The following is a 22,326-nucleotide window of genomic DNA, read 5'->3' on the forward strand; positions in this document are numbered from 1 at the left end:
ATGAGGGTGATACTTAAAAGAGACATGGAGAACCTCGGGGCATTCGGCGACGTGGTCAAGGTGGCCCCGGGGTATGCAAGGAACTACCTCATACCGCAGGGCATCGCGGCCGAGGCGAGCAGGAGTAACATGAAGCAGTTCGAGGCGGAGAAGGACGCGCACCTCCGTAAGCTCCAGGCGAAGCGCGAGAAGGCCGAGACGCTCAAAGCCAGGCTCGACGCGGTCTCATTGAGCTTTACCAGGAAGACCTCCGAGGAAGACAAGCTCTTCGGCTCGGTCACGGCACACGACATCGAGGAAGGGCTCAAGGCCCAGGGCTTCGAGTTCGAGAGGAAGGACATCATCCTCGACGAGCCCATAAAGAGCCTGGGGGAGCACGCGATAAAAATAAAGCTCCACCCCGGCGTTTCAGCGGAAGTCAAGGTCAGCGTCCTTAAAGAAGAATAACCTTCCAAGGCGGGCCGCCGCTTAAAGCGGCGGCCCTTTTTTCTCCTCATGGCTATCCAGGCCCCCAAAGAGATCACCACCCACAGGGTGCCGCCGCACAATATCGAGGCGGAACAGTCGGTCCTCGGCGGCATACTCCTTGAAAAGGACTCTATAAACAAGGTACTAGAAGTCCTCTCCCCTGACGGGTCGGACTTCTACCACAACGCCCACGCCAAGCTCTTCAAGGGCATGGTCAGGCTATTCGAGAAGACCACCCCCATCGACGTCGTGACCCTCTCGGACCTCTTCAAGGGCTCGGACGAGCTCGCGTCCGTGGGCGGGCTACCCTACATAATCGAACTCGTCGAAACGACACCCACCGCCGCGAATATCATGTACTACGCCCGGATTGTCAAGGGCAAGGCCGTGGTGCGGCGGCTCATCGGCGCGGCGACCGAGATCGCCACCCTGGGGTACGAGGGGGTCGAAAACCCCGACGACTTCGTGGACCAGGCCGAGCAGAAAATTTTCCAGATATCCCAGGACAGGGCCAAGAAGTCCTTTTACGCCCTCAAAGACCTCATAAAGGGCGCGTTCGAGTCCATAGAGAAGCTCTACGAGAGGAAGAGCCATGTCACGGGCATATCCACGGGCTTCAGGGAGCTTGATAAGCTCACAGCTGGGCTCCAGGATTCCGACCTCATAATCATAGCCGGAAGGCCGGGCATGGGTAAGACATCGTTTGCGCTGAACCTGGCCGAGAACGCCGCTATCGACGCGAACGCGCCTGTCGCCGTCTTCTCGCTTGAGATGAGCAAGGAGCAGCTCGTACAGAGGATGCTCGCCTCAAGGGCCAGGATAGACCTCCAGAAGCTCCGGAACGGGTTTTTAAAGGACGAGGACTGGGGAAAGCTCACGACCGCCGTTGGCACGCTCTACGAGGCGCCCATATACATAGACGACACCCCGGCGCAGACCGTGCTCGAGATGAGGGCCAAGGCCCGGAGGTGGAAAGAGGAGTTCGGCCTTAAGCTCATCCTGGTCGACTATCTGCAGCTCATGCGCGGAAGGAAGGGCGCGGACAGCCGCGAGCAGGAGATATCCGACATATCCCGGTCGCTTAAGGCGCTTGCAAAGGAGCTGCACGTGCCTGTTGTGGCCCTATCCCAGCTATCAAGGCGGGCCGAGCAGCGCGAGGGAAGCGTTCCCCAGCTATCGGACCTCCGCGAATCAGGCGCGATAGAGCAGGACGCGGACGTCGTCATGTTCGTATACAGGGAAGGCGTTTACAAGAAGTGCGAGTGCCCGGCCGACCTCTGCACCTGCGGGATACGGAAGAGCGCTGAGATTCGGGTCGAGAAGCAGAGGAACGGCCCCACAGGGGTAGCCAAGCTCACCTTTATGAACGAGTACACCAGGTTCGAGGACCAGGCCCCGCACGAGTACGACACCCACGGCGAGTGGGTCGAGTAGGTTATTGATTCCGTTTTATGTCATTCCTGGAAAATCCTTTTTCAGGGAAGTTCTGATTAATTCTCTTTCCCGCTGTCAATGCGAGGAGTGAAACTACGAAGCTCCAAATGTTTGCTTTTCTTAAACAAGATCGCTTCGCTCCGCCCGCAATGACGGCAAGTCAGTTTCAACAGCATTTAAATTAGACTCGCCTCAAAACCACCTCCGCGGTTATAATCCCACGCATGCGAAAACCGTTTGCCGAAATAGCCGTCGCCCTCCCCATTGACTCCACCTTTACGTACCGCATACCCGAGGAGCTTGAAAGCGAAGCCGCGCTCGGCAAACGCGCCCTCGTGCCTTTCGGGAAAAGGCTCGTAACCGGATACATCATAGGCCTTCATTCCTCCCCTCCCCCCGGAATAAAGGACCTTAAGCCCATTTCGGACATACTGGACGCATATCCGCTTTTTGACGAGAAGCGCCTCAAGTTCTTCAAATGGATGTCCTCCTATTATTTCGCGCCCCTCGGTGAGGCGCTCTCCCTCATACACCCCGGCGCTGTAAATATGAGAAGCTCCCGTTTTTTAAGGGCCGTTACGGACGGGCCTTCCGTGGCGGGACTAAACCCGCTCGAGTCGGCTATCCTTGAAGCCGCAGCCGGAAAGGGCGTCTCTCTCACTGTCTTGAAAAAGAGGTTTTTCGGGAAACCAGTATATAACGCCATCATAAGGCTTAAAAGGAAAGGCCTCGTCATCGAGGAGGAAAATATCAAGGGCGGGGGCTCGAAAAAGTCAGAAAGGATAGTAAGGACAGCCGGAGGCGCCGGCATGGATGAATTGAAAGCACCCCTCCAGAAAAAGATACTGGCTTTCCTTAACGGCAGAGGCGGCGAAGCAGCGCTCGTGGCGCTCGTTAACGAGCTCGGGAGCGGCGTAAGGGATGCTGCAGCGAGGCTTGAGGCCAAGGGCATCGTGACTGTAGAGGAGCGCCGGGTCCACAGGGACCCGTTCTCGTCCATAGCACCGAGACAGGTCCTCTTCGAGCCCAATGCCGAGCAGAAGGCCGCGATAGACAGGATAGCCGAGTCCATTGAAAAGGGCGGCTACAGCCCCTTCCTCCTCTACGGGGTGACCGGTAGCGGCAAGACCCTCGTGTATCTCAAGGCCCTTGAAAAAGCGGCGGCAGCCGGGAAGAGGGCCATAATACTGTCGCCTGAGATCGCGTTGACGCCCTGGCCCGCGGCTTACTTGAGCGCGCTCTTTCCGGGCAGGGTAGCGCTCGCGCACAGCGGCCTTTCCGACGGCGAGAGGCTGGATGAGTGGCAGAGGGCGGTAGAGGGCAGGGCCGACATAGTTGTCGGCGCTCGCTCGGCCCTTTTCACGCCCTTAAAAAACCTCGGCCTTATCATAGTGGACGAGGAACACGAGACCTCGTACAAGCAGGAGGACGGGCTAAGATACAACGCCAGGGACTCGGCCCTGATGCTAGCTAAGCACCTCGGCATAACGGCGGTGCTTGGCTCGGCCACACCTTCCATTGAGACTTTCCATAACACAACTACAGGTAAGCTCATCCCGCTCGTAATAAGGAACAGGGTGGATTCTAGGCCGCTACCCACGATGGAGATCGAGGACATGCGGGGAAAAAAGGTGGTGGTCTCCGAAAGGCTCTCAACGCTCCTTTCCGGAACCCTGGCCTCGGGCAGGCAGTCGCTCCTTTTCCTCAACAGGCGAGGTTTCGGGAGCTCCATAATATGCAGGGACTGCGGAAGGCGTTTCGAATGCCTGAACTGCTCGGTGCCCCTTACGCTCCACAAGGGGAAAAGGAAGCTCCTCTGCCATTATTGCGACCTGTCCATACAGGCGCCCTCGCTCTGCCCGGACTGCTCCGGGGCAAATCTTACGCCGATTGGCGCGGGGACTGAGAGGGTCGAGGAGGAGGTCCTGAGAATTTTGCCGGAGGCTCGCGTCGGCAGAATGGACCGGGATACCGCCTCCCTTAAAGGGGCTGCGAGGAGGATAATCGGGGAAGTGGAGGATAAAAAGCTCGATGTCCTCATAGGCACGCAGATGGCCTCTAAAGGGCATCACTTCCCCGGCGTTACGCTCGTGGGTGTAGTCTCGGGGGATACCTCACTCAACATCCCGGATTTCAGGTCCACGGAAAGGACCTTCCAGCTCATAACCCAGGCAGCCGGGCGGGCCGGAAGGGGGAACGACCCCGGGCACGTTGTGATACAGACCCTGAACCCCGGCCATTACTGTTTCAGGTCCATAATGGCACATGACTACGATTCCTTTTTCAGGGAGGAGATCGAGAACCGTAGAGAGCTACTCTACCCTCCATTTACCCGCCTCTGCGTTTTGAGGTTCGACGGCTTGAATGAAGGAGAAGTTATCAAGGCCGCAAGCTCCGTCAAGGCAGCGGCAGAGAAGATAATAAACTCCAATAAGTTTGAAATCTTTGCGCTCGGGCCTGCCCCGGCCCTCGTGCATATGATAAAAAACCGGCACAGATGGCAGGTCCTCTTGAAAAGCAAGGAAATAAACCCCCTCCACTCCCTGGTCCGCGCCTTGAAGGCCCATTTCGAGGCCGGCAAAAGCAGGGTCGCCCTATCCATAGACATGGACCCGTCAATCGTGGTCTGAGCCAGGCACGAAAAATTCGCCCCCCAATCCTCTCCCAAGCACAAATTGACACTCCCCGCCCCCGGGTATAGACTTAAATTAGGTACTCTAAGTAGGTGTAACATATATGTTTTAAGGAAGGAGGCAATATGGCATACGTATCGGACACCGGTACTCCCGGCATGTATAAATATGAGCCCTGGTACTACCGTGTCTCATGGGGCGGGATATTTGCCGGCACTCTGGTCGCCCTGGGAAACCAGCTCCTGTGGATGCTCCTCGGCATGGGGATAGGGTTGGGCATTATTTCCCCGGCGGCTGAGGGCCTTGAAGGCGTAGGGATCGGCACAGGCATCTATGTCCTCCTGGTGACGCTGGTGTCGCTCTTCGTGGGCGGCTGGGTTGCCTGCAGGATTTCCGGAATAACCGATAAGCTCAAAAGCGCTCTTCATGGTCTTGTGGTATGGGCACTCTTCACCTTCACTGCGTTCTATATCATGACCACGGCTGCTGGCGGGCTTATCAGTTCCTTTGCCGGAATTATAGGCAGGAGCGCTGCGATAGCAGCGGGCGAAATCCCTGGAATAACCCCTGAGATGGCCCAGACGGCCCTTGACGCTGCATCAAGGGCGTCCCTGTGGGGCTTTTTTGCCCTCCTCTTGAGCGCAGTAGCGGCGGTGCTTGGCGGATGGGTGGGCCGCTCCAAGGAGGTAACCACCATCGGCGCGGCAGCTGCCGAGGAAAGGGAAAGAGGCAGAAGGGCCGCATAACGGCTGCATTCACCTCAAAAAGCCCGCGTGTAGATGCGCGCGGGCTTTTTTTGGACCTGGAGAGAATGGGTTTTACACTTCAAAAATACCGCCTTTACAAGGGCCCGGCCCGTGTATTATCATATTTTTAATAAGGCCTTTTAGCGGCTTTTGTGTAAAATATAACGCAACCGCTAAAAATTCGAGATTCTTTCCCGCTTTTCCCGGAAGGCCGGGAATAAAAAGCGGAGCATACATAGCATGATACTCGAAATACTGAAATACCCGGACCCTTTCCTCAAGACAAAGGCCAGGCCCGTCGATGCCGTGGACGACGGCATAAGGAAGCTTATCGACGACATGATCGAGACGATGTACCACGCGAAGGGCATCGGGCTCGCCTCCGTGCAGGTCGGCGTCGATAAAAGGGTCGTCGTCCTCGACGTCCCTGACGAAGAAGACCGGGACAGGAAGAGGGGCAAGAACCTCCTGGCGCTAGTGAACCCCGAGATAATATACAAAGAGGGCGTCACTACCTTCGAGGAGGGCTGCCTGAGCGTTCCCGGCTTCACCGCAGACGTCGAGCGCGCCTCGGTCTTGAAGGTCAGCGCCCTGGACAGGAACGGCAGCCCTGTCGAGATAGAGGCTGGCGGACTTCTGGCCATCGCCATCCAGCACGAGATAGACCACATAGACGGGTTCCTTTTTATCGATAGGCTCTCTCGCATAAAAAGGGAAATGATAAAGAGGAAGATAAAGAAAGCCCTGGAAGCCGAGGAAAAAGCCCTTTGACGGCCGGCCGGCTTCCGTCCATCAGCAAACCCCTTTTGCTGACTATTTCAGGCAACCTCTAGGAAATTAGAGATTTTTCCGCTGGAAAAAGATCATTTTAGTGGTTGCCTAATTCCGTCAGGAGACTTTTCAAGCATTGGCCGGGCCGGCAGCAAAAATAGTATTCATGGGAACGCCCCTGTTCGCGGTGCCTTCGCTACGCGCGCTCATGGATGCGGGATATCAGATACTCGCGGCCGTTACGCAGCCCGACAAGCCCCGGGGCAGGGGCCTTTCCCCTCTTCCCTCGCCTGTAAAGCTCCTTGCCCTCGAAAATGGCGTACCCGTGCTCGAGCCCCTGAAATTAAAAGACGAATCCTTCATGGAGAGACTGCGGGCGCTCAGCCCCGACCTCATAGTGGTCGTTGCCTATGGAAAAATCCTCCCCACAGCCATACTCTCACTCCCCCCTAAGGGATGCGTCAACCTCCATGCCTCGCTTCTCCCTAAATACAGGGGCGCGGCCCCCATAAACCGGGCCATAATGAACGGCGAGAAAGAGACCGGGGTGTGCACCATGCTCATGGATGAGGGCATGGACACCGGAGACACGCTCATCTGTGAGCGCATGCCAATAGGAGAGGAGGATACGGCAGAAGACCTCGCGAAGGCACTTTCGGAAAAAGGGGCAGCTGTTCTTCTTAAGACCGTCGACCTCCTCTTGAGGGGCGACATAAAACCTGTTCCGCAGGACGATAGCCTCGCCTCGTACGCGCCTGTATTAAAAAAAGAAGACGGCAGGGTCGATTGGAAAAGGAGCGGCGTCGAGATAAAGGACCAGGTCCGGGGGCTCTATCCGTGGCCCGGCGCTTTTACTTCCTGGAAGGGATCGCTTTTGAAGATACACAAAGGGAAAGCGGCCGAGGCCGCTGCATCCGGAGGCGAGCCGGGGACCGTGCTGTATGCGGGCAAGGACGGGATAATAATCGCCTGCGGAAAAGGGGCTTTCGTCATAGCAGAGCTTCAGCCCGAGAACAAGAGACGCATGAGCGCGGCCGAGTTCGTGGCCGGCTACAGGGTTTCAAAGGGGGAACGGCTTGGCTGACGGTCAAATGCAGGGCATAGGTCACGGGAGCGCCGGGAGCATATCCTACAGGCCCGGGCGGAGCCTCTTCGCGGCCCTCATCGTACTCCTGGCATTGGCGGCAGCGTCCTTCGGCTTTCTCCTCTGGTATGTGCCGACAGTGGGCCTCCGGAACATCCATCCGGCGCTTCCCTGGCTCCTGGGCGTTATCACGTTCGTCTTTTCGCTTGCCATCTTCGGGGGCGGCGCGATAATACTGAACGCCGCGCTGCTCGGGAAGGTCCCCTTCTACTCCGGGTGGCTCCGCTGGCTCATAATGAGGTTTTACCTCCCGGTCATGTCACTGGCCGGGGCGCTCCTGAAAATGCCCAGGATAAAGATCGAACAGGCCTTCATAGAGCTCAATAACCAGATGGTCAGGATGATGGCCAGGGGCTTGAAACCAGGGCGCCTCCTCATACTCATGCCCCATTGCATACAGTTCGACAACTGCAAGATAAAGGTCACGAGGGACGTCAGGAACTGCGCCGGCTGCGGAAAGTGCGAGATAGGAGAGCTCGTTAATCTAAGCGACGAGTTCGGCATAAACCTCTTCATCTCGACCGGCGGCACCGTCGCGAGGAGAAAAGTCCAGGAGGAGAGGCCGGACGCTGTCATAGCGGTCGCCTGCGAGAGGGACCTCGCGAGCGGCCTTCAGGACGCCTATCCCCTTCCGGTCCTGGCCATAGTAAACGAAAGGCCCCGCGGCTATTGCATGGAGACCGGGGTCGCGGTCAAAGACGTGCGCCAGGCCATTATAGAGCTTGCAGGCCGTGCCCCTTAGCCCACCCTCCAAACCGGTAACCGGAACATATACCTTTCCACGCTCGCTTCAAATGTACTCCCTTAATAAGATATAATCAAAAGAGAGCCGGTCGCTTCCGCGGAGCCGATCAGTTCGGGTTTCCGGCAGCAGGCCGGGCCGGGAGGGCCTTATGAACTATTTGAAGACAGCCGCCCTTTTAGCGGTGCTTACAGCCTTGTTGATCTTCCTGGGAGACATGCTCGGCGGACGCCAGGGCGCGATACTTGCGCTTATCTTCGCGGGGGTCATGAACTTCGGGGCCTACTGGTGGAGCGACAAAATAGTGCTCAGGATGTATAACGCCAGGAGGGTGGACGAGGGGAGCGCGCCAGGCCTCTACCGCATAGTGGCGGAGCTTGCTTCAAGGGCCGGGATGCCGATGCCCGCAGTCCATATAATAGAGAACGATACCCCAAATGCCTTCGCCACTGGCCGGAACCCGGACCATGCGGCGGTGGCAGTGACGACCGGGATTATGAGGATACTGAACAGAGAGGAACTCGAAGGGGTAATAGCTCACGAGCTTTCGCACGTAAAGCACAGGGACATACTCATATCATCGGTCGCTGCGACCATTGCCGGAGCCATAACCCTCCTTGCGCGCCTGGCGTACTTTTCGGCCATATTCGGCGGACGGCGCGGACGGGGCGGCAACCCTTTGGCGCTGCTCGTGATGATGATAGTCGCGCCGATAGCCGCGATGATAGTGCAGCTCGCCGTGTCAAGGTCGAGGGAGTACGGGGCCGACGACGGAGGGGCCAGGCTCACTAACCCGCTTTACCTCGCGAGCGCTTTGAGGAAGCTCGAGTATCAGAACAGGCGCCATCCCATGGAAGTAAACGACGGAACGGCGCACCTCTTTATAGTTAACCCATTGAGCGCCCGGTCTTTCGCCAAGCTCTTCTCCACCCACCCGCCAATAGCGGAACGGGTCCGGCGGCTTGAGGGGAAAGCGGGCGGCTTGTGAAACGGACTCGCAAAAAGGCGACCCATTGGAAGGACCGCATTTGCTTTCAAACAGCAGTTTTAGCAGGTTACGGGAAAAACACGGGATTCGCTAAAGGCTGCTCAAAAAGCTCCAGATGCGAGGCCCCCCGTTGTTGGAAATGGGAAGCGAGGAAGAGGGTATTTTTGCATACGTCGGAGTGTCAAGCGACGAAGCCAACGAAGCGGATGGACTTTTTCAGCGGCCTACTTAGGATTCAGGTCCTCTGATGCTCGTTCCTCTTCTTATAAAAAGTCAGGAACTCATCCATCGCGTCCCTGTCAGATTCGGTAAGGTCGAGGAACATTATGCCGTAGCGAAGTATCTTCCTGGGGGTTTCGCTAGTCGGTCTTATCCTCCTTGGCGCCGCCTCGGTGCCGGGCTCCACGCGAATTATCTCGCCGGTTATCTCAACCGACCTGTCGGTACCGGGCAGGGTGAAGGTGTACTTTACGAGGGAGCCTTTGGGTACCATGAAGCCGGTCTCTACCAGCGCGCCGCTCGTGCTTATGTTTACGGTATTGCAGAGGCACGATTCCGCCGGAGCGGAGCTCCCTTCAAGCTTGAGCTTGCCGAGTATCTGAAGCTCAAATCTATCCGCCCTCGCCAGCTCCTTCAGGTTTCCCATCTCGAATCCTCTCTCGCGGCTGTGCGTAAAGGCCGTTTAGGCCGTTAAATTCTAAGGATTGTCACTATATACCACGAATGAAAGCGGAGGTGAAATCTTTTTTTCATGCCGCTCGTCAGTATCGGTTCAAGCCGACATGATTTGAGTTGCTTTTCAGGCCTTATTTTGTTAGTATCCGGAAAAATATCCCTTTTAAATGCAATAGGAGGAATATGGGCAGCTCAAAAATATATGATACTCTTTTAAAGACGGCATTATTGTCATTTACCGCTCTACTGCTTGTTACGCCTTACGGCTGCTCCAAGGCCGAGAAGGAAGCCGCCGCTCCTGCCGAGCAGCAGCAACAACAACAGCAGACCGCCGACCCGTCCGACCCGGCAAAGGCGCATTTCGAAAAAGGAGTGCAGCATCTCCTTAAAAAAGAATACGACCTCGCGATAAAGGAGTACGAGACCGTGCTCCAGTATAACCCCAAGAGCGCCGAAACATATAATAACCTGGGGTTCGCTTATTTCGACACCGGAGAGTTTGAAAAGGCCTCGGAAGCCCAAAAGAAGGCAGTCGAGATCAAACCTGACATGGCCAACGCATATTACGGGCTCGCAATGGCCCAGGAAAAGACCGGCGACCTTGTCGGGGCCCTTGAGAGCTGGAAGGCCTTCTCCGGCCTCACACAGCCGAACAGCAAATGGTGGGCCAAGGCCCAGGAGCGGATACAGGTCCTGGAAAACTACAAATCCGCACACGGTCAGGACGCAGGCAAGCCTGCCGGACACTGAAACCTGCAAGACTTTAAAATAAAAAAGGCAGGCCTTTTGGCCCGCCTTTTTTTTTGCCCTTTGCGAGGATTGGGTCTAAAGAAGCGCTGAATTTACTTGAACGGGTCCTTTATTACGATGGCGTCCTTCCTGTTCGCGCCCACCGAGACTATCACGGCCTCCACACCCGATAGCTCCTCGAGCCTCCTCACATAATCCCTTGCCTTTGAGGGGAGCTTCTCAAAGCTCGTTACACCCTGCGTGGGCGCGCGCCAGCCCTCGATCTCTTCGTAGACCGGCTCGCAGCCGGAAAGGACGGCCCCTTCGGTCGGGAAGTCGTCTATCAACTTCCCCTTGTATCTGTACCCGGTGCAGACCTTTATCTTATCGAGCTTGTCGAGCACGTCGAGCTTGGTTATGACGAGGCCGTCAAGGCCGTTGACCCTGGCCGCGTACCTCAAGGCCACTGCGTCGAACCAGCCGCACCTCCTCGGTCTTCCTGTGGTCGCGCCGTACTCCCCACCCTGCTCGCGGAGCCATTCGGCCTCGGCCCCGGAAAGCTCGGTCGGGAAGGGACCCTCGCCCACCCTTGTGCAGTACGCCTTTGTTATGCCTATTACCTTGTCTATCCTTGAAGGCCCTATGCCGCTCCCGGTGACCGCTCCGCCCGCGACCGTGCTGCTGGATGTGACATACGGGTAAGTGCCATGGTCTATGTCGAGGAGCGTGCCCTGGGCGCCCTCGAAGAGTATCTTCTTGCCCTCTTCCGAGGCGGACCAGAGAAACCTGGAGGTGTCCCTTATGAACGGCGCCATGGCCGAGGCATAGGACATGTAAGCCTCATGGACCTGGCCGGCGTCGAATCCTTCCTCGCCGAGTATGGTCTTTATGAACTGGCTCTTCTCGACGAGGTTGGCCTCGAGTTTCCGCCTGAAGGCGTCGGCGTCGAAGAGGTCGCCGCATTTTATGCCGCACCTTGCGACCTTGTCCTCGTAGGCCGGGCCTATGCCGCGGCCGGTTGTGCCTATTTTCGCAGCGCCTCTCAGTTTCTCGCGCGCTATGTCCAGCTTCTTATGGTAGGGCATTATAAGGTGCGCGTCCTTGCTTATAAGGAGGTCCTCGGGCCTGAAGATGCCTTTCGCCTTAAGGAGCTCTATCTCCTTCACGAGCACCTCGGGGTCGAGCACCACGCCAGCGCCGATTACGCAGGTCTTTCCCGGATGGAGCACGCCGGAAGGAAGAAGGTGGAATATGTATTTCTCCGAACCGACGATAACGGTATGCCCCGCGTTATTCCCGCCCTGAAAGCGGACGACCACGTCCGCGCTCTCCGTGAGGATGTCGACGATCTTTCCCTTGCCCTCGTCCCCCCACTGGGCGCCTACTATTACTATGTTCCTGGCCATCCTTCCCCTGTCCTTTTCCGAATTCTTCATTTCCCGCCGGTCCTGGCCTCCAGGCCGGATGAGAGCTGCTCGACGTCAAAGGCGAAGCCAGTGGCCCTGCACGGATACCCGTACTTCTCAAGCAGGCTGTCATATCTGCCGCCCGAGAGGATGGGCTTCCCGATGCCCGGGGCGAAGCCTTCGAATATGATGCCCGTGTAATAATCGAAGCCCCTGACCTCGCCGAGGTCTATGGTTATCCAATCCCTGAGCCCGCTGGAGGCTATCGCTTCCATCACCTTCCCGAGATAATCGAGGGAGGCCAGGGCCGAAGGGTCTTTCGTGAGCGAAGCCGCCTTCTCTATGACCTCTTCCTCGCCGTAGAATGTGGTGAGGTTCATAAGGAGCTCCTTGTCGCCCGCGCCTATGCTGTCAATTCGGCCAAGGAGCGTTTCCAGCCCCGAGGTGTCTTTTTTCTCAAGGAGGCCCTGCACCGTTTTCCTCAAGCCCTCGTCGAAATGGCTCTCAAGGACCTTCTTAAGGAACCCGACGTCGCCGATGTCGATCTTGAAGTCCTTAAGGCCCACGGCCTTAAGCGCCTCGACGGCCATTATTATCATCCTGGCGTCGTCTTCCGGGGAGGCCTCCGCGGATATGTACTCCGCCCCAATCTGCAGGACCTCCCGCTTCCTTCCGTCCCTCGTGTCCTGGTACCTTACCACACTTTCGTTATAGCAGAGTTTCAAGGGAAGCGCGTGAGCGCGCATCCTGGTCGCGGCCACCCTCGCTATCTGGGGCGTTATGTCCGGCCTTATTGCTATGACCCGGCCGGTGGGCGGGTCTATGAACTTAATGACGCTCTCCAGGAGGTCGGACCCGGCTCCGATTGAAAGGACGTCCGCGTACTCGAGTAGCGGCGTGATCACCTTCCTGAAGCCGTACCTTGAGAATACCGAGAGTATCCCGGACTCGACTGCCCCGATCCTCTCGGCTTCTTCAGGCAATATGTCTCTTACGCCCTGCGGCAGGGATATGGTAGGCGAATTTATCATGATTGTCCCGGAAAAAAGCCGTGTTACGCATAACATAACACGGCTTTATCCGGTGGTCTATTAATTTTTGTTAAGGCTTTCGTGCGGCTCAGAGCTCCACGACGTCGGCCTTTATCATATGCGGGAGCTTGAGTATTTTCTCTATGAGCCCCTTGGATATGGGCGTGTCCACGCTCCAGACAGATACGGCCGCGCCTCCGACAGCCTGCCTGCCGAGATGGAGCCTCGCGACGTTTATGTTGTTCGCGGCAAGGAGAGTGCCCACGTTCCCGATGACGCCGGGCTTGTCCTCGTTCTGAAGGAGAAGGAGGTATCCTTCGGGCACTGCGTCAAGCAGGAACTTGTCTATCCTCACTATCCTCGGCTCCTTCTTGCCGAAGAGCGCGCCCTCGACCACGTTCTCCTCGTCCTTGGTGCCGACCTTTATGGTCACGGAGCTTGCGAAATCCGTGGACCTCGAGCTCTTTATCTCGACTACCTTTATCCCGCGCTCCTTTGCCACGAACGGGGCGTTCACGAAATTGACGTACATGTCGAGGACCTGGTCAAGGAGGCCCTTGAGGCACGAGATGGTTATGGGCGCGACGTCGTAGTTGACGACGTCCCCGCTGTACTCGATAGTTACCTCCTCTATGCCGCCCTTAAGTATCTGCCCCTGGAAGCTCCCGAGCTTCTCGCCGAGCGAGATATAGGGCCCGAGCGCCGTCAGGAGCTCGGCCGGTATGGAGGGCACGTTCACCGCGTTCCTTATGGTGCCGTTCACGAGGTAGTCGACGATTTGCTCGGCTATGGCCACGGCCACGCTCTCCTGCGCCTCCTGCGTGGATGCGCCGAGATGCGGGGTGAGGATCACCTCATCGAGCTGAAGGAGCGGGTTGTCGGCCGGGGTGGGCTCCTTCTCGAAGACGTCCATGGCCGCGCCCGAGACTATCTTGTCCTTTATGGCCTCAGCGAGGTCGGCCTCGTTCACTATGCCGCCCCTTGCGCAGTTAATTATCTTTACGCCCTTCTTCATCTTCCTGAAGGCGTCGGCGTTAACGATATTCTTCGTCTCGTTCGTAAGCGGCACGTGTATGGAAATGAAGTCGCTTCTCCTGAAGAGCTCGTCCACGGTGACGAGGGCTATGCCCATCTTGTCGGCCGCCTCCTCGGATATGAAGGGGTCGTAGGCTATGACGTTCATCCGAAGGCCCAGGGCCCTGCTAGCGACGACGCTCCCGATATTACCCACGCCGAGGATGCCGAGGGTCTTCCCGGTTATCTCGGTCCCCTCGAACTTCTTCTTCTCCCATTCGCCCTTCCTCATGGAGGCGGTAGCCTGGGGGATCTTCCTTGCAAGGGCCATCATCATGGCGATCGCGTGCTCGGCTGTCGTGATGGTGTTGCCGCCAGGGGTGTTCATTACAACTATCCCCTTTTTGGTCGCGGCGATCGTGTCTATGTTGTCCACACCCGTCCCGGCGCGGCCTATGACCTTGAGGTTTTCGGCGGCCTCGATTATCTCGGCCGTGGCCTTCGTGGCGCTCCTTACGACAAGGCCGTGATAATCCTTTATCTTGGCCTTGAGCTCATCGGGCTTAAGATTGGTTATTACGTCCACTTCGAGGCCGGGCGTATTTTTGAGGACGTCAACGGCCTTCGAAGACATGCTGTCGCTTATGAGTACCTTCATATCACTTGTATCCTTCCGCGAGAATTTGAAGGGCGGCCGCAACACCCTTCCCGTACTGGGCCTTGTACCCGAACTTGTTGAGCGCTATCTCGAGGGCCGAGATGGCCGTTACGACATCGAAGGTGTCCACGTACCCGAGGTGCGCGACCCTCACTATCTTGCCCTTCAGGTGGTCCTGGCCGCCGGCCATGGTGACCCCCATGTCGTCCCTCATGTATTTCACGAGCTTTCCACCCTCGACCCCTTCGGGGACGAAGATGCCGGTAGTGGCATTGGAGGGGTTCTCGGGGGCGAGGAGCTTAAGCCCCAAGGCCTCTGCCGCGGCCCTTGTGGCCCTGGCCAGCCTATCATGCCTCGCGAAGACGTTTTGTAGCCCCTCTTCCTTTATCATCAGAAGGGCCTGCCTCAGGCCGGTTATGAGGGAGACGGCCGGGGTATAGGCGGAGGTATTGTCCTTAAGGTTCTTCCTCTCCTTCTTGAAATCGAAATAGAACCTGGGGCACTTGGCGGTCTCCTGGAATTTCCAGGCCTTCTCCGAGAGCGCTACGAAGGCGAGTCCGGGCGGGAGCATGAAGGCCTTCTGGGAGCCGGAAACAAGGACGTCTATGCCCCAGTCGTCCATGGGGAGATCGAATACGCCGACGCCGGTTATGCCGTCGACTATGAGGAGGCATTCCCTGTCTTTCGTAAGGGCCGCAAGCTCTTTTGTCGGATGGGCTACGGTCGTCGAGGTCTCGCTCGCCTGGACGAGCACTGCCCGTGATTTCGGGTTCTCATCCAGTACCTTCTTTACGACGGCCGGGTCGACCGCCTTGCCCCATTCTACATTTATCCAGTGGGCCTTCAGGCCGTAGGCCTCGGAGATCTTCCCCCACCTCTCACCGAACTTTCCGCCGTTTATTACGACCACCTCGTCTCCGGGGGAGAAGAGGTTGGTGATCGAGCCTTCCATGGCGCCGGTCCCCGAGGCGGCGAGCATTAGGACGTCCTGCTTCGTCTGGAATACGTATTTAAGGAGCTCAGCCGTTTCCTTGAAGACCTCCGAGAACTGGGGGGTCCTGTGGTGGATTATGGGCTGGGCCATCGCAAGGAGCGCCGACTCGGGCACAGGTGTCGGGCCGGGCGCCAGAAGGTAACTCTTTCTCATGACTTAAGATTCCTCCCTTTCATCTTTTGAAAATAATTTGATCAGAACAATAAAGAGGGCCGCCAGATTTTACTGACGGCTCCAGGGGCCTGGCTCGTAACAGCTTGATTTTTAGGCCTTTTAAGGCCTTCTACAGCCAAAAAAAACCGCCTGGGGCCGTTCCATACTACCTCGTTAGAGGTAAATGCGATGCCCAGACGGTCGACAAGTATATGATCCTTCGCTCCCCGGTGGTCCCCCACCTTGATTCCGTCAGTCACGAAGGAGACTGCCTCTGTATGGGGTCTATACTAATCTTACTCCGGGGTTTTTGTCAAGCGGGATTTTGGGCCGGAAACCGAGAGTCGGCCTGGGCCTCAAAGCCCCCGCCTTTCGGTCTTTTGGTTTTACTTATGGTGTCGAAAAAGGTTATGATTAGCATCTGTCCGGGCCTTGATGCCCGGTAATCGACGACAGGATGTCTTAAGATGCCAAAAGGCGTAACAGTAGTGCTTCCCACCTATAATGAAAGGGAGAACATAGGGAAGCTGGCCCGCGGGATACTCGATTCGGTCAGGACGGACGTCGAGATCATAGTGGTTGACGACGACTCCGAGGACCTGACATGGAAGGCGGTCGAGGAAATGGGCCTCCCTTCGGTGCGGGTCATAAGGAGGGTCGGCGAGAAGGGCCTCACATCGGCGATAAACCGCGGCATAAGCGAAAGCCGTTATGATTTAGTAGCGTGGATGGACGCGGACCTTTCGATGCCCCCGGATAAGATAAACGACCTCCTCGCGTGCCTTGAGCGGCATGACATAGCTGTGGGCTCCCGTTACGTGCCGGGCGGCAGGGACCTCGGGGACTCGCGAACTGCCGCCTTCATGAGCCGCCTCCTGAGCATAATCGCCAAGACGGTCCTGAATGTCCCCGTGAACGATATGAACAGCGGCTTTATAGCTACGAAAAAGGAGATAGTGAAAGAACTCGGGCTGAGGGGCGACTACGGCGAGTACTGCCTCGACTTCCTCTACAGGGCCCATAAGAAAGGGTATAGCATAGCTGAAGCGCCGTATGTATGCGTACCACGGCTTAAGGGCGTATCCAAGACAGCTACCGGCCTCCTGGGCTTTTTCTGGCGCGGGAGGAAGTACATATACTCCATAATGAAACTACGGCTGGCCCGCATATAAAACCGGGCGCGGCGCAGGAAACAGCACCGTCATCCTCACCTCCGCCCCATTCCCTCAGGGACCGCTCCAATCCACCAGCCCTGTCGCCCCGAAGCCACGCATATCTATAATTCTCTTGAATATAGCTGGTTTATTAGAGTAAAATATTCGCCTGGCAAAAAGGCCGTTTTTGCAAGTTTCGCGTATTCTTCGCGCTTGCAAGCGCGTGCTGTTGGGCTCCGGACTACGCGCAAAAACAGAAAGCGGGGTACTGGCATGCTTAAAAGAACCATACAGCCGGAAGATTACGCCTTCGGGGAAAAAATCGATGTACTCCCTGGCAAGGACCCGGAGGTTAAGATAACCCTCAAACGCATACCGGTGGTCGAGGAAGAGGGAAAGATGATCCCGGTCTGCGAGCCGATCCTCCAGGGGAACGAGCTCAAGTATCTGAAAGAGTGCGTGGAGACGAACTGGATCTCCTCCACCGGCCGGAAGATAATCGCTTTCGAAGAGGCCTTTGCCAAAAAAGTGGGCGCCAAGTACGGCGTCTCGTGCACGAACGGCACCACCGCCCTCCATCTCGCCCTTTATGTTGCCGGGGTAGGCCCCGGAGACGAGGTCATTCTCCCGACCTTCACGATGATAGCCACGGCCAACGTGGTCACGCACCTGGGCGCCAGGCCCGTCCTCGTTGACGCCGACCCATACACCTATACGATGGACGCCGGCAAAATAGAGGAAAAGATAACTGAAAAGACCAGGGCCATAGTGCCGGTGGACATCTACGGCCACCCATGCGACATGGACCCAATACTGGAGATAGCCGATAGATTCGGCCTCGCGGTGATCGAGGACGCGGCAGAGGCGCACGGCGCGGAATACCGCGGCAGGAAGATAGGCTCCATATCCGACGCCTCGACATTCAGCTTCTATGCCAACAAGATAATCACTACCGGCGAGGGCGGCATGATAACGACCGACAGCCGCGAGTTCTATGACAAGGCCAGGAACATAAGGGACCACGCCTTCTCCGAGGACAGGCATTTCTGGCACAAGTACGTGGGTTTCAACTACCGCATGACGAATCTCCAGGCCGCGGTGGGGCTTGCTCAGGTCGAGCGTTTCGAAGAACTCGTCGGCGCCCGAATAAGGAACGCCGCGCTCTATAACTCGCTCCTCAAGGACATCCCGGGCCTTAGATTGCCGCCGGAGGCCGAAGGGGTCAAGAACGTCTTCTGGATGTATGCCCTTCTCGTCGAGGACGGATTCGGGATGAGCCGCGACGAATTGAGAAAGCAGCTCGCGGACAGGGGCATCGAGACCAGGACCTTTTTCATCCCCATACACCTTCAGCCCATATACCACAAGCTCTTCAAGGGAGAGTCCTTCCCGGTCTCCGAATCGCTCTGCGCCAGGGGCCTCTATCTCCCCTCATCGTCGGGCCTCGGCGAGAACGAGATACGTTATGTCTGCGGCGCGATAAAAGACATACTGGAGGGAGCCAGCCTCTAAATGGAAGAGCAGGAATACGGGAAGATGTACGAGTTGGAGGAATCCTTCTGGTGGTTCAGGGGGAAGGACCGTATCCTTCACGGCCTTTTGAAAAAAACCGGTGCTGGCGCGACAAGGGGCGGCAAAATACTCGACATAGGCTGCGGTACCGGGCGGGTGCTTGAAAATCTACGAGTTTATGGTGAAACGTACGGCATAGATTTCTCGGCGACAGCCATCGCATTCTGCAGGGAAAGAGGTCTAAAAAAACTAGTCCGCGGGACCGGAGATGTGCTGCCCTTCCGCGACGGGGTTTTCGACGTGGTGACGGCGCTTGACGTCTTTTGCCATCGCGGGATACGCGACAACAAGGCTGCCCTGAAGGAAGTGGCAAGGACGCTGAGGAGCGGCGGCCGCTTCATCTTGAGCGAGCCGGCTTTCATGTTCCTGTACGGTCCGCATGATGAGTCCCAGCACTGCAAGCAGCGTTTCAATGCCGCGGAGATGAAAGAGCTCATGGCCTCCTGCGGCCTCAAGATAGAAAAGCTCTCGTACTTCAACTTCATCCTTTTTCCGCTCGTTCTCGCCCACAGGCTCGCCATGAGATGGAGCGGCCTCAAATCACAGTCGGATGTGAAAGAGATTAACCCCGTACTTAACAGCATCCTTTTCCTGTTCCTCAGGCTCGAAGCCGGGCTTCTGCGTTTTATGAACCTGCCCGCGGGAAGCTCCGTCATCTGCGTGGCCAGGAAACCTTAGAACTGCACGGGTCTGCCCGTCCGCGTACGAATCTCTATTTCTGGATTATTTCAGACCGAATATCGCGAAAAATCCGTTTATCTGCCCCTTGAGCTGGGCCAGGGACTTGATTGAAAAAAGCCTTCTCAGTATGTAGGAGGGCCTGAGATAGAAGCTCCTGTACATGTGGTCGAGGTATTTGCCGTATGCTTCGGCGTCCATGCCCTCGGGCACATAGAGCAGGGCAGAATGGTCGAGTATGCTCGAGCTCTTCGTGAAATCGAACTTGTATCCCTTGGCTGTGAGCGCTTCGTAGAGCTCAGTGCCTGGAAAAGGCACAAATTTGTTGAAATGGGCGTAGTCTACTCTGAGCCTTTTTGCGAACTCTAGCGTCTTCTCCATGCTCTCGAGGGTCTCCCCGGGGGTGCCCACGATGAAGTCGGCCCTTACGCTCAGGCCCGCCTCCCTGGCCCACCTGGTCGCGTTCTCGCTGTGCTCGACGGTAATGCCCTTGCTGAGGAGCTTTAGCATCCGATCATCGCCGGATTCGAGGCCGTAGAGGACCTGCCAGCAACCGGCCTGCTTCATCCTCTTCAGCATCTCGGGCGTTACGGCGCTCACGCGCGTAAGGCATGTCCACGGTATCCTTATCTTTCTCCTGTCGAACTCGTCGCAGATCTCGAAGACGCGCTTCTTGTTCATGGTGAGCGTGTCGTCGAAGAACCTTATCTCCCTGGCGCCGTACCTCCCAATGAGCTCCTCGACCTCGTCCATCACGTTTTTGGCGCTCCTCACCCTGTAAGTGGTGCCGAAGACGGACCGGTCGCAAAACGTGCACTGGAAGGGGCATCCCCTCGAAGTTATCATGACCCCGAGAGGCAGCTTTCTATAAGAAGCCGGCGTCGGCCTGTAGGCCGAAAGCGGTGGCAGCAGGTGCCTCGCGGGGAAAGGGAGGTTGTCCAGGTCTTTTATGAAGGGACGCCTGCCGGTCGAGATGACCCTGTCCCCCTCCTTGAAGACTATGCCCTGGACGTCGCCCAAGTTTTTTCGCCCGTGCTCCTCGAAGTGCCGCACGAGCTCGACAAAGGTCACCTCGCCCTCGCCGACGACGCCGGCATCGAAAGGCGCGGATTTCATGACCTCGCCCGGGACAGCCGTGAGGTGAGCGCCGCCGGCCACTACCAAGGCGTCGGGAAGGAGGCTACGGACGTCCCTCGCGACCCTGTACATGCTGATGGACGAGGGGGTGGTGCCGGTTATGCCGACGACGTCGGGTCGCTCCCTTTTCAGGGCCTCGGCGAGCTCGGCGTGTGACATGCCCAGGGTGCAGTCGAAGATCTTTACCTCGTAGCCCGCCTTCTCCGCGGAAGCGGCCACATAGGCGAGCCCGAGCGCGGGAATGACATTCAAGACTTTCTGAATGCTCTTGCTGCCGCCGACTGAGAGCTCTTCCTCAAATGGAGGGTCTACGAGTATGATTTTCATCACAGGCCACCAGCATTCTATGCCAACGGGTCCGAAATGGCAATAAAAAACAATAAAAACGCCCGCATAAGGAATTTGACACCCGCTTTTTCCGCCTTGTCTTTTCCAGCAAAAAATCGTATAAAAATACCATGCTGAACGGAAAGGAAGAAGGATTCAATCGCCTGATTTTCGCTCTCGCGCTCGTCATGGCGGTCATTTTCTTCGCGAGCATTTTCAGGCACCTATCCTACCCGCTACTCTGGAATGACGAGGGCGACACCGCCATGTTCGCAACGCGCATCCTCGAGTACGGCTACCCCAAGGTCCATGACGGCAAGAACATCCTTCATGTCCACCCGGTCACGGACATCGACCTCGTAGTCAACAAGAAGTGGGACATGTACACCGCCGACACGATCATGACCTATTATTGGGCGGTCCCCGGAGCATGGCTTGCCGCCAAGGCCGAGGACATATACTCCAAGACTTTCCTTTTCAGGGCCCCTTTCGCGGCTACGGGTTTCATCGGTGTGCTGATAATGGGTTTGACGGCGGCAAGCCTCCTTGAGAGGGGCCGGCCGGGAAAGCCGCTAATTCTGGCCCTCTTTTTCCTGTTCGCCACTTTATCGGTTTCGCTGGCCCTGCATCTCAAGGACGCCCGCTCTTACTCGCCCGTAATGCTCCTTTCGGCAGGCGTCCTGTATTTCTATATCAACCACAGGGTGCTTGAAAGGCTCAGCTTCAGGCTGCACACCTCGGCCCTCGTAATATTGCTGCTTTGCATATACCATAACTTCTACCCTCTCTATATAGTCTTCCTGGCCTTTTTAGGACTTTACGAATCCATAAGGCTTATCGGGAAATGCCTCGAAAACCGCCGTATCGGCCGGGCTTTTGCCATGCCGGGAATACGCGATTTCAAGTATTTCGTCCCCATAATCCTCTCGGTCATATCCATTGTCCCTTTCGTAATCGCGTTCAAGACCATACAGCTCATCATGGCAGGCTCAGCGGCGGGGAACAGCAGCTATCTCAGGAACCTCGCGTTCATATTCGGCTACTTCATCCGCCACGAATTCCTCTTTCTTGCGTTTTTTGTCAAGTCGGTGCTTGTGTTCATGCTCATCAGGTGCCGCCTTTCAGGAACATCATTATTCGAGTCGGTTGCCAGGAAAGTCCGGGTCTCGAACTTCCTGACCCTGTTCTTCGTGGTCCATGTGTTCGTCATTGCCGGGACCCCTTGGATATACACGCGCTACTTCATAGTCCTGCAGCCGGTCCTGACAATGATACTCCTACTGGACGCCTTCGTCGTCTTCGAGGTCCTCGCAAAAGCCGTTCGGGAACCAGTCCGGAACAGATGGCGGGCCGCCTTTATCGCAGCAGCCGCAGTGATATTCGTCCTAGTTACAGCCGGCAAGTACGAGGACCTGAAAGGGCGCGTCTACGAGCTTACTCACCAATATAAGGGCCCCCTGGACTTCGTAGTGCCGTTTATCAAGGAGAACTACGAGAACCCGGAAGACCTCGTCATCGCCACTAACGTCGAGGAAGCCTCACTTATGTACTACCTGGGGAGCAAGGTGATAATCGGTTTCATATGGAACAACATCGTTGAAGACCTGAAGTTGACGCCGGACATAATATTCTATCGTAGTTACTGGGGCGGGTGGGAGGTCAGGAGCCTCTTCGAGCGGCGGCTGCTGCCGAAGGCCGCTTACTGGCCTGTCTCGTTCCCGGTCCAGGACTACCCGATAAACAACATCCCTGACATCCATTTCCGGATCAGGCACCTCTATCGCACCCCGGCAGCCGAGAACGAGGCGGAGCGCTTGAGAATATTCGTAAGGAAATAAATTACAAAGACCGCGCCCGCGCGGCGATAAAGGC

Annotated in this window: 19 protein-coding genes; 13 read left to right on the plus strand and 6 right to left on the minus strand. The window is 56.8% G+C overall.

Annotated elements, in window-relative coordinates; genetic code table 11:
• The 8 genes from rplI to htpX all read left to right on the plus strand — a co-directional run bounded on the left by rplI (position 1) and on the right by htpX (position 8,926).
• On the plus strand, positions 1-447 hold the full coding sequence (gene rplI / locus K8I01_07410) for a 50S ribosomal protein L9 (GenBank protein ID MBZ0220243.1): 447 nt from the start codon (positions 1-3) through the stop codon (positions 445-447).
• Positions 448-495: 48 nt separating this feature from the next.
• Positions 496-1,902, plus strand: coding sequence for a replicative DNA helicase (dnaB, locus tag K8I01_07415; protein MBZ0220244.1), 1,407 nt, complete (start codon positions 496-498; stop codon positions 1,900-1,902).
• A 224-nt stretch (positions 1,903-2,126) separates the two neighbouring features.
• Positions 2,127-4,532, plus strand: a complete 2,406-nt coding sequence (priA, locus tag K8I01_07420) for a primosomal protein N' (GenBank protein MBZ0220245.1) — start codon at positions 2,127-2,129, stop codon at positions 4,530-4,532.
• Positions 4,533-4,660: 128 nt separating this feature from the next.
• A complete protein-coding gene (locus K8I01_07425; GenBank protein ID MBZ0220246.1) occupies positions 4,661-5,281 on the plus strand; it encodes a hypothetical protein in 621 nt (206 codons plus the stop codon).
• Between the two features lie 240 nt (positions 5,282-5,521).
• A complete protein-coding gene (gene def, locus K8I01_07430; protein ID MBZ0220247.1) occupies positions 5,522-6,052 on the plus strand; it encodes a peptide deformylase in 531 nt (176 codons plus the stop codon).
• Positions 6,053-6,188: 136 nt separating this feature from the next.
• Positions 6,189-7,136, plus strand: a complete 948-nt coding sequence (fmt, locus tag K8I01_07435; protein ID MBZ0220248.1) for a methionyl-tRNA formyltransferase — start codon at positions 6,189-6,191, stop codon at positions 7,134-7,136.
• Positions 7,129-7,938, plus strand: a complete 810-nt coding sequence (locus tag K8I01_07440) for a DUF116 domain-containing protein (GenBank protein MBZ0220249.1) — start codon at positions 7,129-7,131, stop codon at positions 7,936-7,938. Before fmt ends, K8I01_07440 begins: the two co-directional genes overlap by 8 nt.
• Positions 7,939-8,089: 151 nt before the next feature.
• Positions 8,090-8,926: a zinc metalloprotease HtpX gene (gene htpX, locus K8I01_07445; GenBank protein ID MBZ0220250.1), complete on the plus strand. Its 837-nt coding sequence runs from the start codon at positions 8,090-8,092 to the stop codon at positions 8,924-8,926.
• 235 nt (positions 8,927-9,161) lie between these two features.
• On the opposite strand, the gene K8I01_07450 is transcribed toward htpX, so the two are convergent.
• On the minus strand, positions 9,162-9,572 hold the full coding sequence (locus K8I01_07450) for a PilZ domain-containing protein (protein MBZ0220251.1): 411 nt from the start codon (positions 9,570-9,572) through the stop codon (positions 9,162-9,164).
• A 212-nt stretch (positions 9,573-9,784) separates the two neighbouring features.
• Here K8I01_07450 and K8I01_07455 point away from each other — a divergent pair, with 212 nt between their 5' ends.
• Positions 9,785-10,351: a tetratricopeptide repeat protein gene (locus tag K8I01_07455; protein MBZ0220252.1), complete on the plus strand. Its 567-nt coding sequence runs from the start codon at positions 9,785-9,787 to the stop codon at positions 10,349-10,351.
• A 92-nt stretch (positions 10,352-10,443) separates the two neighbouring features.
• Here the strand turns inward: K8I01_07455 and K8I01_07460 are convergent, their stop codons facing one another.
• The 4 genes from K8I01_07460 to K8I01_07475 all read right to left on the minus strand — a co-directional run bounded on the left by K8I01_07460 (position 10,444) and on the right by K8I01_07475 (position 15,586).
• Positions 10,444-11,736, minus strand: a complete 1,293-nt coding sequence (locus K8I01_07460) for an adenylosuccinate synthase (protein MBZ0220253.1) — start codon at positions 11,734-11,736, stop codon at positions 10,444-10,446.
• Between the two features lie 26 nt (positions 11,737-11,762).
• Entirely contained in the window at positions 11,763-12,767 is a 1,005-nt protein-coding gene (gene hisZ / locus K8I01_07465) for an ATP phosphoribosyltransferase regulatory subunit (protein ID MBZ0220254.1), read from the minus strand.
• Between the two features lie 88 nt (positions 12,768-12,855).
• Entirely contained in the window at positions 12,856-14,439 is a 1,584-nt protein-coding gene (gene serA, locus K8I01_07470) for a phosphoglycerate dehydrogenase (GenBank protein ID MBZ0220255.1), read from the minus strand.
• Position 14,440: 1 nt separating this feature from the next.
• Positions 14,441-15,586, minus strand: a complete 1,146-nt coding sequence (locus tag K8I01_07475) for an alanine--glyoxylate aminotransferase family protein (protein ID MBZ0220256.1) — start codon at positions 15,584-15,586, stop codon at positions 14,441-14,443.
• A 467-nt stretch (positions 15,587-16,053) separates the two neighbouring features.
• Here K8I01_07475 and K8I01_07480 point away from each other — a divergent pair, with 467 nt between their 5' ends.
• From K8I01_07480 to K8I01_07490, 3 genes are all read left to right on the plus strand, one after another.
• The gene (locus K8I01_07480; GenBank protein ID MBZ0220257.1) at positions 16,054-16,758 is read left to right on the plus strand and encodes a glycosyltransferase; all 705 of its coding nucleotides are present in this window, start codon (positions 16,054-16,056) and stop codon (positions 16,756-16,758) included.
• Positions 16,759-17,139: 381 nt separating this feature from the next.
• Complete coding sequence (locus K8I01_07485) at positions 17,140-18,252, plus strand: DegT/DnrJ/EryC1/StrS family aminotransferase (GenBank protein ID MBZ0220258.1); 1,113 nt, start codon at positions 17,140-17,142, stop codon at positions 18,250-18,252.
• Positions 18,253-18,990: a class I SAM-dependent methyltransferase gene (locus K8I01_07490; GenBank protein ID MBZ0220259.1), complete on the plus strand. Its 738-nt coding sequence runs from the start codon at positions 18,253-18,255 to the stop codon at positions 18,988-18,990.
• A 45-nt stretch (positions 18,991-19,035) separates the two neighbouring features.
• Here K8I01_07490 and K8I01_07495 read toward each other — a convergent pair whose 3' ends face one another.
• A complete protein-coding gene (locus tag K8I01_07495; protein ID MBZ0220260.1) occupies positions 19,036-20,454 on the minus strand; it encodes a B12-binding domain-containing radical SAM protein in 1,419 nt (472 codons plus the stop codon).
• Positions 20,455-20,585: 131 nt separating this feature from the next.
• Here K8I01_07495 and K8I01_07500 point away from each other — a divergent pair, with 131 nt between their 5' ends.
• Complete coding sequence (locus tag K8I01_07500) at positions 20,586-22,292, plus strand: hypothetical protein (GenBank protein MBZ0220261.1); 1,707 nt, start codon at positions 20,586-20,588, stop codon at positions 22,290-22,292.
• Positions 22,293-22,326 lie beyond the last annotated feature (34 nt).

It is taken from the genome of Deltaproteobacteria bacterium, assembly GCA_019912665.1.
In the GTDB taxonomy this organism is placed as follows: Bacteria; Desulfobacterota; GWC2-55-46; order GWC2-55-46; family GWC2-55-46; genus UBA5799.

What these genes read in the sequence shown, in the direction of transcription:
- rplI (MBZ0220243.1), top strand. Translation starts at nt 1, where the DNA reads ATGAGGGTGATACTTAAAAGAGACATGGAGAACCTCGGGGCATTCGGC.
- dnaB (MBZ0220244.1), top strand. Translation starts at nt 496, where the DNA reads ATGGCTATCCAGGCCCCCAAAGAGATCACCACCCACAGGGTGCCGCCG.
- priA (MBZ0220245.1), top strand. Translation starts at nt 2,127, where the DNA reads ATGCGAAAACCGTTTGCCGAAATAGCCGTCGCCCTCCCCATTGACTCC.
- K8I01_07425 (MBZ0220246.1), top strand. Translation starts at nt 4,661, where the DNA reads ATGGCATACGTATCGGACACCGGTACTCCCGGCATGTATAAATATGAG.
- def (MBZ0220247.1), top strand. Translation starts at nt 5,522, where the DNA reads ATGATACTCGAAATACTGAAATACCCGGACCCTTTCCTCAAGACAAAG.
- htpX (MBZ0220250.1), top strand. Translation starts at nt 8,090, where the DNA reads ATGAACTATTTGAAGACAGCCGCCCTTTTAGCGGTGCTTACAGCCTTG.
- K8I01_07450 (MBZ0220251.1), bottom strand. Translation starts at nt 9,572, where the DNA reads ATGGGAAACCTGAAGGAGCTGGCGAGGGCGGATAGATTTGAGCTTCAG.
- K8I01_07455 (MBZ0220252.1), top strand. Translation starts at nt 9,785, where the DNA reads ATGGGCAGCTCAAAAATATATGATACTCTTTTAAAGACGGCATTATTG.
- K8I01_07460 (MBZ0220253.1), bottom strand. Translation starts at nt 11,736, where the DNA reads ATGGCCAGGAACATAGTAATAGTAGGCGCCCAGTGGGGGGACGAGGGC.
- hisZ (MBZ0220254.1), bottom strand. Translation starts at nt 12,767, where the DNA reads ATGATAAATTCGCCTACCATATCCCTGCCGCAGGGCGTAAGAGACATA.
- serA (MBZ0220255.1), bottom strand. Translation starts at nt 14,439, where the DNA reads ATGAAGGTACTCATAAGCGACAGCATGTCTTCGAAGGCCGTTGACGTC.
- K8I01_07475 (MBZ0220256.1), bottom strand. Translation starts at nt 15,586, where the DNA reads ATGAGAAAGAGTTACCTTCTGGCGCCCGGCCCGACACCTGTGCCCGAG.
- K8I01_07480 (MBZ0220257.1), top strand. Translation starts at nt 16,054, where the DNA reads ATGCCAAAAGGCGTAACAGTAGTGCTTCCCACCTATAATGAAAGGGAG.
- K8I01_07485 (MBZ0220258.1), top strand. Translation starts at nt 17,140, where the DNA reads ATGATCCCGGTCTGCGAGCCGATCCTCCAGGGGAACGAGCTCAAGTAT.
- K8I01_07490 (MBZ0220259.1), top strand. Translation starts at nt 18,253, where the DNA reads ATGGAAGAGCAGGAATACGGGAAGATGTACGAGTTGGAGGAATCCTTC.
- K8I01_07495 (MBZ0220260.1), bottom strand. Translation starts at nt 20,454, where the DNA reads ATGAAAATCATACTCGTAGACCCTCCATTTGAGGAAGAGCTCTCAGTC.
- K8I01_07500 (MBZ0220261.1), top strand. Translation starts at nt 20,586, where the DNA reads ATGCTGAACGGAAAGGAAGAAGGATTCAATCGCCTGATTTTCGCTCTC.